Below are 12,429 nucleotides of genomic sequence, written 5' to 3'. Positions count from 1 at the left end.
ATATGACCTCCGAACCGGAAAAGAAAAAACCAATCTGGCGCCGGTATTTCCTGTGGGGAATGCCCGTGGCCGGCATCGCCGCGGCCTTTGCCGGCGGCATCATCTTCTGGGGCGGGTTCAACACCGCCATGGAAGCGACCAACACCAAGGAATTCTGCGTCTCGTGCCACGAGATGCGCGATTTCGTCTATGAGGAATACACCGGCACGATCCATGACGTGAACCGGTCCGGCGTGGGCGCGGTCTGTTCCGACTGTCACGTGCCCAAAGACTGGACGCATAAGATGATCCGCAAGATCAAGGCGTCCAAAGAACTGTATGGCAAGATGGTCGGCACCATCAACACGCGCGAGAAATTCGAAGCCAAGCGCGTGCATCTGGCGATGAACGAATGGGAACGGATGAAGGCCACAGACTCGCGCGAATGCCGCAACTGCCACGATTTCGAATCGATGATGCCCGAGTTCCAGAAGCCCCGCGCGCGTCAGCAGCACCTGAACGCGATGACTGTGGGCCAGACCTGTATCGACTGCCACAAGGGGATTGCCCACTCGGACGCCCGCGACCGGGCGGATGAGGACTATCTGGAAGAGCTTGAGGCACCAAACCCCGCATTTATTCGCGAAATTCCCGAAGAATACATGGCCAGCCTGGCGCGGATCGAGGCCAAGGAAGCCGCCGAAGCCGAGGCTGAAAAAGCGGCTCGTGTCGCTCAGCAAGAGGCCGTGCAAGCGCAAATTGCGGCGGCTGTTGATGCGGCTGTGGCCGAAGAACGGGCCAAAGCGTCGGGCGAAGAAGCTGCAGCTCCGTCAGGTGGTGGCAGCGATGTCGGCACGAATATCGACTGGAATTCGATCGCCAGCGCAGACATGAAGCTGTTTTATCCCGGTCAGGCCTCGTTCGAATGGGTGCAGAATGGCCGGTCCCATGGCGGTGCGCGGCCCTTGACCAAGGGCGGGGACAAATGCACCACCTGTCACGCAGCTGAGTTGGACGCGATTGGCAACAAGATCGTGGCAGGCGGTGAGCTTGAGCCCACCCCGATCCCCGGCAAGCGCGGCGTGATCGACGCGACCGTGCAAGCGGCCCATGATGACGATAACCTCTATATCCGTTTGCAATGGCCGGATGCGGGCCACAATCCTGCGCCGTTTGTCGATGGCGGCAAGATGGACCCGGACAACCAGATCAAGGTGGCGATGATGATCACCGGCACGGGTATCGAAATGGGCGATCAGGTGGGATGCTGGGCCTCGTGCCACGCCGACAACACATACATGCCCTTTGATCCGGGTGCAGATGCGATTGCGGCCAATGGCGACTTCTCCAGTCGCATGACCGCGCAGGGTACGGTGACCAAATACCTCAGCGAAAGCCGCACCGAGGTCGACACCAAAGGCCGTCGTGGCAAGCCTCTGGGCGGTTGGGACAAGCTGCACGCTGCCGAACAGATTGAGCAGTATCTGGCCGATGGCACCTATCTGGACCTGATGCGCGTCTATGCCGATGGCAGCGCCACCAACGGGTATCTGCTGGAACAGCGCGTGGTTAATGACGGTGAGATCGCTGCCTCGGCCAGCCTCGACGGCGGTCTGTGGACGGTGGTCTTTACCCGCCCGCTGAATTCGGACGCGCCGGGGGATGTGCCGCTTGAGGCCGGCAAAACCTATACCGTCGGCTTTGCCATCCACGATGACTTTGCCGCCGCGCGGTTCCATCACGTGACGCTGGATACCAGCCTGGCGCTGGACGACGACAGCGCCTTTATCAACGTGGTCAAACACTAATGGGTGGGGGCCGGGTTATCCGGCCCCCACTCCACATTCCGGAAAGGAGACTTGGATCATGAACCCTCGGTACCTTCTTCCTGCGATGCTGCTTTTGTCGTCCGCCGCACTGGCGGAAGAAGACAAGATCGCCGCCACCTGCGCCGAAGCCGAAGAGCGCTATGTCGAACTGTTCGACCAACCCTCATCCGCGGTCGAGGATGCCGAGGTGGTTTTGATGTACAAATACACTTTTTGCCCGGTCGAACTGACCGTTAAACCGGGCACAACAGTGCGCTGGGTGAACGTGGACAAACGCACCAGCCACTCGGTCCTGTTGAAAGATGGCAGCGAACCCGAAAGCGACCGGCTTTTCCCCGAGGAATCGGTTGAACTGACATTCCTCACACCCGGGCCGCAGGAGTATTTGTGCGGGCCGCATTGGGAGACACAGAACATGATCGGAATGATCACCGTCGAACCCTGAGCCGAGGCAGAAATACAGGCATGAGAGTGAGGAGCGCGGGCGCAAAACCCGCGCTCCTTAACTTTAGTCAAGGCGGTTTGTTTCAGGTTGCGCCAGTCTTGACCCATGACACGCCCGGCATACCCAGCAACGTCACCCGATCGCGCAGGATTGCGGGGCTCAAAGCACATTCTGACCAAGCGAGTTCACACATGACCGGCAAGGTATTTCTGATTGGCGCAGGCCCTGGTGACCCTGAACTGATGACCCTGCGCGCGCTGCGGATGCTGCAAAGGGCGGATGTGGTGGTCTATGACCGGCTGGTCTCGGACGACATTCTGGCACTGCACGCCGCAGGCGCGCGGATGATCCCGGTCGGCAAGGCCCCGAAATGCCACACGGTGCCGCAGGATCGCATCAACGACATCCTCGTCGAAGAGGCCCGCGCCGGGCATATCGTTGCACGCCTCAAAGGTGGCGATCCGATGATCTTTGGCCGTGGCTCGGAAGAGGCCGCCTATCTGATGGCCCGGGGCATCCCGGTCGAATACGCGCCGGGGATTACGGCGGCACAGGGGGCGTCGTGCTCTACCGGCGTACCACTGACCCATCGCGGGCTGGCAACCTCGGTGCAATATGTCACCGGACACCGGCAGGCCGACAAGGTGCTGGATCTGGATTGGAAACGTCTGGCAGACCCGGAATCGACGCTGGTCGTCTATATGGGCGTGGCCAATATCGGCCAGATCGCGATGGGGCTGATGACCGAAAACCTGCCCGGCTCGACCCCGGTTCTGGCCGTTGGCAAAGCCACCACGCCGGAGGAACGCCGCATGGTGTCCCGGCTGGATCGGTTGGCCGCAGATGTGCGGGCGGCCGAATTGGAAGCACCCACCCTGTTCATCATCGGCAAAGTTGTGTCGCTTTATGCGGAGCAGCCTGTCGCTCAGATATTGGAACAGGCTCATGGCTAGGCTGGGCTCCGGAAAACCACGGCGGCACCCACCTGCGCGGGCGCGGACTGGCGGTGTCACCGGGCGATCCGGTTGGACTGCGCGTGCCGTTCTGACAACCGCCGTGCTTGTGGCCACAACCGCCTTTGCCGCCGACACCCTGGACCCCAGCGCCCTCAAACGGCTGGTGCATCAGGATTGCGGCTCGTGCCACGGGCTGTCGCTTAAAGGCGGGCTTGGTCCTGATCTGCGCTCTGAAACCCTTGAACATTACGACCCGGACGTACTGACCCGTGTGATCCTCGACGGCATTCCCGACACGGCAATGCCCCCGTGGCGGCCCCTGATCAGCGAAGAAGAGGCCGAATGGATCGCCCGTTACCTGCTGGAACAGGAGGCACAATGAAACAGCTTATCCTTACCCTCGCAGCCACCCTGCTGATGACCACGGCGCAGGCCGAGCCGACCGCAACCGGTGATCTGGGCCTTGTGATCGAACGGGCCAAGGGCTCGGTCCTGCTGGTGGATCAATCCGACCGCGCGTCTCTGGCGCGGATCGAAGGGCTGGGCGATCTGTCCCATGCCTCGTTGGTCTATTCGCCTGACGAACGCTTTGCCTATGTCTTCGGGCGTGACGGCGGGCTGACCAAGGTCGATATTGTCACCCGCCGGATCGAGAACCGCGTGGTACAGGCGGGAAACGCCATCGGCGGCGCGATTTCGGATGACGGTAAGCTGGTCGCCGTGTCGAACTATGAACCCGGCGGCGTACGCGTTTTTGATGCAGAGACTCTGGACATGATCGCCGACATCCCCACCGACAGCAAAACCATCGGTCTGGTCGATGCGCCGGGCCGCCGGTTTGTCTTTACCATGTGGGATACGGGCGAGACCTGGATTGCCGATTTCGCCACGGGTGCGCCCGAGATCACCAAAATCCCCGACATGGGCAAACACCCCTATGACGCGCTGATCACCGCCAATGGCCGCACCTACATCACGGGCCTGTTTGGCGAAGATGGCCTGACCGCGCTGGACCTGTGGTCCGAGACGCCCGAACCGATCCGCGTGCTGCCCAACTATGGGCGCGGGCAAGAGGAGATGCCGGTCTACAAGATGCCTCATCTGGAAGGCTGGGCGCTGACGGGGCCTGAATTCGTGCTGCCCGCCGTCGGCCACCACGAGGTTCTGTGGATCGACGCCGACACCCTGACCGAGACCGGGCGCACGCAGACCCACGGCCAGCCGGTCTTTGCCATGGCACGGCCCGACGGGCGGCAGGTCTGGGTGAATTTCGCCCACCCGCTGAATGACACGATTCAGGTGATCGACAGCGTCAGCAAACAGATCATCCACGAATTCAAACCTGGCCCAGCCGTGCTGCATATGGAGTTCACGCCTCGCGGGCATGAAGTCTGGATCAGCGTGCGTGATGCCAACAAGGTCATGGTCTACGACACGCAAAGCTTCGAGAAACTGCGCGAGATCGAGGCCGATAGCCCATCCGGCATCTTCTTTACCGCCCGCGCGCACAGAACGGGGCTGTAACCGATGCACCATATCACCGACCCCCTTGACCGCCGCCTGCTGGACGAATTCCAGCGCGATTTTCCCGTCACCGCGCGTCCGTTTCAGGTTCTGGCCGACGCCCTTGGTCTGGACGAGGCAGAAGTGCTCGACCGGCTGGCGCGGATGCGTAAAAACGGGCGCATCACCCGGGTTGGGGCCACGATTGCCCCCGGCGCAGTATCGGCCAGTACGCTTGCCGCTGTCGCCGCGCCTGACGCACGACTGGAAGAGGTCGCCGCCATCATCGATGCCGAACCCGGCGTGAACCACAATTACCAGCGCGAGGATGACTGGAATCTGTGGTTCGTGGCCACCGGCCCGGACCGGGGGCATGTGAACGACACGCTGGCTCGGATCAGCCGCCGCACCGGCCTGCGCGTGCTGGACCTGCGGCTGGTGCGCCCGTTCAACGTAGATCTGGGGTTCCGGATGTCGGGCGCCGCCAGCAAGGTGCCCGCACCCCGTCGGGTGGACAGATCCGCCATGCAGGACGGGGATCGTGCCCTGTTGCAGGCGCTCAGCTCTGGCCTGCCGCTGGTCGCAGAGCCGTACGATGCGCTCGCCTGCGCACTTAACCGTCGCACGGCAGAGGTCATGGCCCGGATTGAAGCGCTGTATCAGGCTGGCATCGTCTCACGCCTGGGCGTCATCGTGCGTCACCGTGCGCTTGGCTGGTCCGCCAATGCCATGGTGGTCTGGGACATGCCCGCCGATCAGGTCGGTACCGCCGGTCCCGCACTGGCCGCGCATCCCGGCGTGACGCTGTGTTATGAGCGCAACCCGGTCGCAGACGTATGGCCCTATCGCCTATATTCCATGATCCACGCCCGCTCGCGCCCCGAGGCAATGGACGTTCTGGCCGGGGCCGCCGCCCTGCCCGAGATGGCAGAAGCCCGGCACAAGGTGCTTTTCTCGACCCGTTGCTTCAAACAAACCGGTGCGCTGATTCAGGCGAAAGAGGTGGCTGCATGATACTGGACGACACCGATCGCGCGATCCTGAACCGGATGCAGGACGACCTGCCGCTGACTTCGCATCCCTACGCCGCGATTGCCCAAGAATTGGGAATCGCGGAAGCAGACCTTCTGGGCCGTCTGGTCCGGATGAAAGAGGAGCGCGTCATAACCCGGTTTGGTCCGTTCTTTGACGCCGCCGCCATGGGCGGGGCTTTTTGCCTGTGTGCTATGGCCGTACCAGAAGCAGATTTCGAAACCGTCCTGACCAAAGTCAATGCACATCCCGAGGTTGCCCATAATTATGAGCGCACGCATCGGCTGAATATGTGGTTCGTTCTGGCCACTGAAATACCCGAAGGGATCGCATCCGCAGCCGAGGCTATCGAACGGGAAACCGGGATCGCAGTCCTGCAATTTCCCAAACTTCAGGAATTTTTCATCGGCTTCCGGGTGGCAGCATGATTGACGCCAAAGACAGAGAGATCATCGAGGCGCTGCAAGGTGGGCTGCCGCTGGTGCCCGCGCCCTACCGTCACGTGGCCGAGAGGCTGGGTCTGGACGAAGACGCGCTGCTGTACCGCCTGGCCGATATGAAGTCGCGCGGCGTGATCCGGCGCATCGCGGCGGCACCGAACCACTACAAGCTTGGCATGACCTCAAACGGGATGACCGTGTGGGATGTGGCCGATGACCGAGTGACCGAGATGGGCACGCAGATCGGTCTGCTGCCCTTTGTGACCCATTGTTATGAACGCCCCCGCGCCCTGCCCGACTGGCCCTATAACCTGTTCGCCATGGTCCATGGCACCGATCCCGGAGAGGTCGAGGAGAAACGCGCCGAGATCGCCGCCATTCTGGGCGATGCCTGCCGGGCGCAGGACATCCTTTATTCCACGCGCATCCTGAAAAAGACCGGGCTGCGCCTGAAACAGAAAGGCTGAGATATGTTCCGCCTGACCGAGTACATGCACCAACTGATTGAACCGACCCCGGTGCGTAAACGTCGCCCCGGCCCGGTAAAGCCGGTGGTGATCTGGAATCTGACGCGGCGCTGCAATCTGAAATGCCGTCATTGCTACACCGTCTCGGCGGATGTGGCCTTCCCCGGTGAGCTCAGCCATGAGCAAGCCATGGTCACCCTTGAGGATCTGGGCCAGTTTCGCGTCCCGGCCCTGATCCTCTCGGGTGGGGAGCCGCTGGATCGGTTCGATTTCTTCGACATTGCCACACGCGCCCGCGATCTGGTGCCGATGCTGGCGCTGTCCACGAATGGCACGCGGATTCATGACGAGACCGCCGACATGATCGCAGATGTGGGGTTCAACTATGTGGGCATCTCGCTGGACGGAATCGGCGCCACGAATGACTGGTTCCGGGGCGTCGAAGGGGCCTTTGCCGACGCCTTGCGCGGCGTGCGCGAATGCAAGAAACGCGGCATCAAGGTGGGTCTGCGGTTCTGCCTGACCGAGGGCACCCAGCACCACCTGCCCGATCTGCTGCACCTGTGCGATGATGAGGGCGTGGACAAGTTCTATCTGTCCCATCTGGTCTATGCCGGGCGCGGCGACAAGAACCGGGGCGAGGATGCCGAGCATCTGCGCACCCGCACCGGGCTGGACCTGCTGCTGGAGCGCGCATACGAGGCTGTCTCGGGCGGACGTCCGCTGGATATCGTGACCGGCAATAATGATGCTGATGCGGGCTATTTCCTGAATTGGGCCCGGGCGCATTTCGACGCGGAAAAGGCGGCGCATGTGCGACAGCATCTGGCGGCCTGGGGTGGAAACTCCAGCGGGTTGGGTGTGGCCAATATCGACAATCTGGGCCGCGTGCATCCCGACACCTATTGGTCGGATTACACGGTCGGAAATGTGAAGACCAAACCGTTTTCCGAGCTGTGGACCAGCGATGATCCGATGCTGGCGATGCTGCGTACACGTCCGCGCCCCCTGAAAGGGCGCTGCGGGGCCTGTCAGCTAAAGGACGTCTGTGGCGGCAATACGCGTATCCGGGCGTTGCAACTGACTGGCGATCCATGGGCCGAAGATCCGGCCTGTTATCTATCAAATCGAGAAATCGGCGTCGAAGACGCAGGCGAGCGCCTGCAGGTCACGCCGTTCCGGGGGAAACGTCATGATCCGGCGCATCAGTTCTTTTGAAACCATTGGTCCAGCTGACCTATCCGATGTGCGAGTGGGGGCTGCAGGAGCTTCCGGCGGCCGTATTTGGAACAAGAAGAAGCAGGGGGTTGGTCTGTTTACGGCCAGCCTTGCATTTGTGGTTGCTGGTGTGATGGCGCAGGCAGATGCGCCGTCGGATTATGCCGAATTCTGTGCCTCCTGCCATGGTGAGAACCGGTTGGGCGGGGTCGGGCCGGCGCTGATCCCCGAGACGCTGAAACGAATGCGGGGGCCGCGTGTGGCTGCGGTCATCGCCGAGGGGCGGGCGGCGACGCAAATGCCCGCGTTTTCGCATGAGTTGGATGCGTTGCAGATCGAAGAACTGGCGGGTTGGCTGAAATCTCCGCTGGAGACCGATCCCGAATGGGGTGAAGACCAGATTGCGGCCAGCCGCACGCTGGACGAAGACTACGTTCCTGTGGATACCCCTGTCTGGGACAGCGATCCGATGAACATTACGCTGGCGGTTGAAACCGGTGACCACCATGTCAGCGTGCTGGACGGCGATACGTTCGAGGTTCTGGACCGGTTCGAGACGCCCTTTGCCGTGCATGGCGGGCCGAAATTCAGCCCCGATGGGCGCTATGTCTTCATCATGTCCCGCGATGGCTGGGTACAGAAATACGACATTTGGGCACTGAAACAGGTGGGCCGGGTGCGCGCGGGCCTCAACAGCCGCAACATCGCCATGTCAGGCGACGGCAAATGGGTGGCCGTGGCGAATTACCTGCCGAACTCTTTGACTTTGCTGTCGACCGAAGATCTCTCGGTTGCAAAGGTCATCGGGGTGAAAAGCAAGACCGGCGTACCCAGCCGGGTCTCGGCCGTGTATCAGGCCCCGCCGCGTGAGAGCTTTGTGCTGGCGTTGAAAGACGTGCCCGAGATTTGGGAGGTCTTTTACGGGGACAACCCGCCGCAATTCGGGCTGGGCCATGATTTCCGCATCGAGGGTCAGTTCAAGAACCCCGATCCTTTCCCGGTGCGCAAGATCACCACGCCCGACTATCTGGACGATTTCTTTTTCGACCAGAGCTATGAATACGTCATGGGCGCCTCGCGCGATGGCAAGGGCGGACAGGTGATCGATCTGGTGATCGGGCAAAAGGTGGCTGATCTGGACCTGCCGGGGATGCCTCATTTGGGCTCGGGGATCACTTGGAAACATGGCGACACCACGGTGATGGCGACGCCGCATCTGACCGATGGCACCGTTTCGGTGATCGACATGGGCACATGGGAAACCGTCAAGCGGATCAAGACCGAAGGGCCGGGTTTCTTCATGCGCAGCCATGAGAATTCTCCTTATGTCTGGGCCGATGTGTTCTTTGGCCCCAACAAGGACGCCATGCATGTGATTGACAAGCAAAGCCTTGAGATCGTGAAGACCCTGCGCCCTGCCCCCGGCAAGACCGTGGCCCATGTGGAGTTCACCAAGGATGGCCGCCACGCACTGGTGTCCATCTGGGAAGATGACGGTGCCGTGATTGTCTATGATGCGCAGACGCTGGAAGAGGTCCGCCGCCTGCCGATGCGCAAACCGTCTGGGAAATACAATGTCTGGAACAAAATCACCTTCTCGGAAGGCACCAGCCACTGAGGGGCGGTGGCCGGTCTGGAAACTGGCCATCCTGCTCTATCCGGCCACGGCGCTGACCGTGGCCATCAACCTGTTTCTGGCCGGTTTGATTGCCAACAGCGCGGGGTTTGGCGTGATTGCGCCAGTGTCGGCCCTGCTCTGGTCGATCCCTTTGGGCCTGCCTGCAGCCTGGCTGGCCGGGCGCTGGCTGCGTGGCCTGATGGATGAGGCGGACGGGTAAGGCTAAATCTTTGGCGGCCTAACCGAAGTCAAGTATCGCTGCGCGGGAATCCAATACGACTCGGGAAAGATTTCCGAGTTGGATTCTCCATGTCTGTCCTCAACCCTCTGCACAAGTCAGCTGTTCGCGCGTCCCGCGCAGCTTGTGCCATGGCAGGCATCCTCTTTCTGCTTTTGCAGCTGCTTGGCCCGGCGCTGGCGAGTCCCGGGCAAAGCATGTGGGTGGAGATCTGCTCGGAGGCAGGGGCGGTTTGGGTCCAGGTGGACCTTGAGCAAGACACTGACGACCCGACTGCACCCTGCCCGAAATGCGCTGATTGCGCCTTGTGCGCAGTTACCTCGGTGGACCCTGTGGCCGAAACGCCAGTGCTGATCCGCAGCGAATTTACCCGAATGGCCCGTGCGGAGTGTTCCGGGCAGGTCGTCATACACGACACGTCGCGTCGGTGGCCCGAAACCCGGGGGCCCCCGCGCGCAATCCAAGACACAACCGAACGCGCCCTGCGCGCGTCCATGGCGTTAACCCAAGTTACCGGAGGTGCGCCGTGGTCGTAAGTCGCGCAACCCATTTTTTGCTGGTTCTTGCCCTGTCCTGCCTGATGGCGATCAGCGCCCATGCCGACAGCCTCGCCAGCTTTCTGCCCGAGATTGAGCCGGCCGATCTGGTGCCCGGTGCCGATGCCTTTGGCCCGGTGCGCGAGGACGTCATGGTTGCCCCCGTTCTGAAAGGAGGCAAGACGGTGGCCTGGGCGTTCCTCACATCCGATTTCGTGGGCACCACCGGATATTCCGGAAAGCCGATCCACGTGGTTGCTGCCATCAATGACGAGGCGGTGTTGACCGGGGTGCAGCTGGTCAAACACTCGGAACCGATCGTGCTGATCGGCATTCCCAATGCACGTATGGTTGAGCTGACCGAAGGCTATGCCGGGCTGGACCTGAAGGTTGAGGCCGAAACCGGCGGTGAGGGGCATGACCTTGATATTATCTCGGGCGCGACCGTCACGATCATGGTGATCGATGACAGCCTTGTGCGTGGCGGCATCAAGGTGGCGCGCGCACTGGGGCTGGGTGGGCTGGCGCCTGCGCAGGCCGATGGGCCCAAGCGGGAGGTGGATCTGGCCCAGGACGCGGTCTATGACTGGACCACGCTGTCGGGCGACGGCTCGGTCCGGCGGCTGACGCTGGATATCGGACAGGTCAACGCCGCGTTCGAGGCGACGGGTGATCAGCGCGCGATCAAGCGCCCGGAACCCGGCGAGCCTGATGACACCTATATCGACATGCATATGGCGCTGGTTTCGGTGCCGTCGATCGGCAAGTCGCTGCTGGGCGAGGCCGAATATCAGAACATGCTCGACTGGCTGGACGAAGGCGAACAGGCCATTCTGGTGCTGGGGCGCGGGGCCTACAGCTTCAAGGGCTCGGGCTATGTCCGGGGCGGGATTTTCGACCGGATTCAGCTGATACAAGGCGACAATTCGGTGCGGTTCTTCGACAAGCAGCAGCGCCGTCTGGGCGAGGTTGCAGCACCGGATGCGCCCAGCTTTACCGAACTGGACATCTTCAAAATCCCCGCCGAGGCCCAGTTCGATCCGGCCGAACCCTTCCGCCTGCAACTGCTGGCGCAACGGGCTGTGGGCGCGGTTGAGAAAACATTCCTGACCTTTGATCTGGGGTACAAATTACCGGAACATTACCTGCTGCCCGTTGCGACCCCTGTGGTGGTCGATGATGCCACCGGCGAGGCTGCGGCCAAGGCCGCGCTGTGGCAGCGCATCTGGAAAGACCGCACTGTCGAGATCGGGGTGCTGGGTGTGATGCTGCTGGTGCTGACCGCGACCTTCTTCTTCCAGTTCCACGCCACGATGAACGCGCGGGTCTTTTACTGGTTCCGCATCGGATACCTGACCATGACCCTGTTCTTCATCGGCTGGTACGCCAATGCGCAGCTGAGCGTGGTCAACCTGATGGCGTTGGCAGGCAGCTTGCGCACGGGCTTTTCGTGGGATGCCTTCCTGCTGGATCCGCTGGTCTTTATCCAGTGGTTCGCGGTGGCTGCCGCGCTGCTGTTCTGGGGGCGCGGGGCCTATTGCGGCTGGCTCTGCCCATTTGGCGCGCTGCAGGAACTGACCAACAAGATCGCGCGCGCGCTGAAAGTGCCGCAATGGACCCTGCCCTGGGGTCTGAACGAACGCCTCTGGCCTGCGAAATACATGATCTTCCTGGTGCTGTTCGGGATCAGCTTTGTCTCGATCCCGCTGGCTGAAACCTATGCCGAGGTCGAGCCGTTCAAGACCGCGATCATCCTGAAATTCATGCGCGACTGGCCGTTTGTGGTCTTTGCGCTGGCCCTGCTGGGGATCGGGCTGTTCGTGGAACGGTTCTATTGCCGCTACCTTTGCCCGCTGGGCGGGGCGCTGGCAATCCCCGCCCGTATCCGCATGTTCGACTGGCTGCGCCGCTACAAGGATTGCGGCACCCCCTGTCAGACCTGCGCCAATGAATGCCCCGTTCAGGCGATCCACCCCACCGGTGAGATCAATCCGAACGAGTGCGTCACCTGCCTGCATTGTCAGGTGCTCTACCAGTCCGAGGACAAATGTCCCGTCGTTATCCGCCAGCTGAAACGGCGGGCCAAGACAGGGTCGGTCCAGATGAAGACCCCACTCGGACAACCACCGGCGAACCATCCAAACGCCAAACCGCAAACCGCTTCCTAA

13 protein-coding genes are annotated in these 12,429 nt (G+C 61.8%); all 13 read left to right on the top strand.

What is annotated here, in order from left to right; translation table 11 throughout:
- The first annotated feature begins 2 nt into the window (after positions 1–2).
- The 13 genes from ACR0J5_RS15245 to ACR0J5_RS15185 all read left to right on the top strand — a co-directional run bounded on the left by ACR0J5_RS15245 (position 3) and on the right by ACR0J5_RS15185 (position 12,429).
- Positions 3–1,787 carry a NapC/NirT family cytochrome c gene (locus ACR0J5_RS15245; protein WP_480654807.1) on the top strand — a complete coding sequence of 595 codons (1,785 nt, stop codon included), beginning with the start codon at positions 3–5 and terminating at the stop codon, positions 1,785–1,787.
- 58 nt (positions 1,788–1,845) lie between these two features.
- On the top strand, positions 1,846–2,253 hold the full coding sequence (locus ACR0J5_RS15240; protein WP_480654806.1) for a cupredoxin domain-containing protein: 408 nt from the start codon (positions 1,846–1,848) through the stop codon (positions 2,251–2,253).
- 191 nt (positions 2,254–2,444) lie between these two features.
- On the top strand, positions 2,445–3,206 hold the full coding sequence (cobA, locus tag ACR0J5_RS15235) for a uroporphyrinogen-III C-methyltransferase (RefSeq protein ID WP_480654805.1): 762 nt from the start codon (positions 2,445–2,447) through the stop codon (positions 3,204–3,206).
- Positions 3,199–3,591 carry a c-type cytochrome gene (locus tag ACR0J5_RS15230; RefSeq protein ID WP_480654803.1) on the top strand — a complete coding sequence of 131 codons (393 nt, stop codon included), beginning with the start codon at positions 3,199–3,201 and terminating at the stop codon, positions 3,589–3,591. The genes cobA and ACR0J5_RS15230 overlap by 8 nt, the downstream gene beginning before the upstream one ends.
- Positions 3,588–4,733: a cytochrome D1 domain-containing protein gene (locus ACR0J5_RS15225; protein WP_480654801.1), complete on the top strand. Its 1,146-nt coding sequence runs from the start codon at positions 3,588–3,590 to the stop codon at positions 4,731–4,733. The genes ACR0J5_RS15230 and ACR0J5_RS15225 overlap by 4 nt, the downstream gene beginning before the upstream one ends.
- Before the next feature lie 3 nt (positions 4,734–4,736).
- The gene (gene ahbB, locus ACR0J5_RS15220) at positions 4,737–5,726 is read left to right on the top strand and encodes a siroheme decarboxylase subunit beta (protein ID WP_480654799.1); all 990 of its coding nucleotides are present in this window, start codon (positions 4,737–4,739) and stop codon (positions 5,724–5,726) included.
- Positions 5,723–6,172, top strand: coding sequence for an Lrp/AsnC family transcriptional regulator (locus ACR0J5_RS15215; protein WP_480654797.1), 450 nt, complete (start codon positions 5,723–5,725; stop codon positions 6,170–6,172). The genes ahbB (ACR0J5_RS15220) and ACR0J5_RS15215 overlap by 4 nt, the downstream gene beginning before the upstream one ends.
- Positions 6,169–6,651: a siroheme decarboxylase subunit beta gene (ahbB, locus tag ACR0J5_RS15210; protein ID WP_480654795.1), complete on the top strand. Its 483-nt coding sequence runs from the start codon at positions 6,169–6,171 to the stop codon at positions 6,649–6,651. Before ACR0J5_RS15215 ends, ahbB (ACR0J5_RS15210) begins: the two co-directional genes overlap by 4 nt.
- 3 nt (positions 6,652–6,654) lie before the next feature.
- Positions 6,655–7,869, top strand: coding sequence for a heme d1 biosynthesis radical SAM protein NirJ (gene nirJ / locus ACR0J5_RS15205; protein ID WP_480654793.1), 1,215 nt, complete (start codon positions 6,655–6,657; stop codon positions 7,867–7,869).
- Positions 7,870–8,002: 133 nt separating this feature from the next.
- A complete protein-coding gene (locus ACR0J5_RS15200) occupies positions 8,003–9,487 on the top strand; it encodes a cytochrome D1 domain-containing protein (protein ID WP_480654791.1) in 1,485 nt (494 codons plus the stop codon).
- On the top strand, positions 9,444–9,707 hold the full coding sequence (locus ACR0J5_RS15195; protein ID WP_480654789.1) for a hypothetical protein: 264 nt from the start codon (positions 9,444–9,446) through the stop codon (positions 9,705–9,707). Before ACR0J5_RS15200 ends, ACR0J5_RS15195 begins: the two co-directional genes overlap by 44 nt.
- 89 nt (positions 9,708–9,796) lie before the next feature.
- Positions 9,797–10,261, top strand: coding sequence for a DUF2946 family protein (locus ACR0J5_RS15190; protein ID WP_480654787.1), 465 nt, complete (start codon positions 9,797–9,799; stop codon positions 10,259–10,261).
- A 44-nt stretch (positions 10,262–10,305) separates the two neighbouring features.
- On the top strand, positions 10,306–12,429 hold the full coding sequence (locus tag ACR0J5_RS15185; protein ID WP_480655229.1) for a 4Fe-4S binding protein: 2,124 nt from the start codon (positions 10,306–10,308) through the stop codon (positions 12,427–12,429).

This window comes from Ruegeria sp. BE1, from assembly GCF_056538885.1.
The sequence above is the reverse complement of the archived record's forward strand: the minus strand, read 5'-3'. Positions and strand labels throughout refer to the sequence as shown.

Excerpts from the sequence above, each read along its gene's own strand:
- ACR0J5_RS15185 (WP_480655229.1), top strand. The coding sequence starts at position 10,306 with ATGGCGATCAGCGCCCATGCCGACAGCCTCGCCAGCTTTCTGCCCGAG.
- ACR0J5_RS15215 (WP_480654797.1), top strand. The coding sequence starts at position 5,723 with ATGATACTGGACGACACCGATCGCGCGATCCTGAACCGGATGCAGGAC.
- ACR0J5_RS15195 (WP_480654789.1), top strand. The coding sequence starts at position 9,444 with ATGTCTGGAACAAAATCACCTTCTCGGAAGGCACCAGCCACTGAGGGG.
- nirJ (WP_480654793.1), top strand. The coding sequence starts at position 6,655 with ATGTTCCGCCTGACCGAGTACATGCACCAACTGATTGAACCGACCCCG.
- ACR0J5_RS15190 (WP_480654787.1), top strand. The coding sequence starts at position 9,797 with ATGTCTGTCCTCAACCCTCTGCACAAGTCAGCTGTTCGCGCGTCCCGC.
- ahbB (WP_480654795.1), top strand. The coding sequence starts at position 6,169 with ATGATTGACGCCAAAGACAGAGAGATCATCGAGGCGCTGCAAGGTGGG.
- ACR0J5_RS15240 (WP_480654806.1), top strand. The coding sequence starts at position 1,846 with ATGAACCCTCGGTACCTTCTTCCTGCGATGCTGCTTTTGTCGTCCGCC.
- ahbB (WP_480654799.1), top strand. The coding sequence starts at position 4,737 with ATGCACCATATCACCGACCCCCTTGACCGCCGCCTGCTGGACGAATTC.
- ACR0J5_RS15200 (WP_480654791.1), top strand. The coding sequence starts at position 8,003 with ATGGCGCAGGCAGATGCGCCGTCGGATTATGCCGAATTCTGTGCCTCC.
- ACR0J5_RS15245 (WP_480654807.1), top strand. The coding sequence starts at position 3 with ATGACCTCCGAACCGGAAAAGAAAAAACCAATCTGGCGCCGGTATTTC.
- cobA (WP_480654805.1), top strand. The coding sequence starts at position 2,445 with ATGACCGGCAAGGTATTTCTGATTGGCGCAGGCCCTGGTGACCCTGAA.
- ACR0J5_RS15225 (WP_480654801.1), top strand. The coding sequence starts at position 3,588 with ATGAAACAGCTTATCCTTACCCTCGCAGCCACCCTGCTGATGACCACG.
- ACR0J5_RS15230 (WP_480654803.1), top strand. The coding sequence starts at position 3,199 with ATGGCTAGGCTGGGCTCCGGAAAACCACGGCGGCACCCACCTGCGCGG.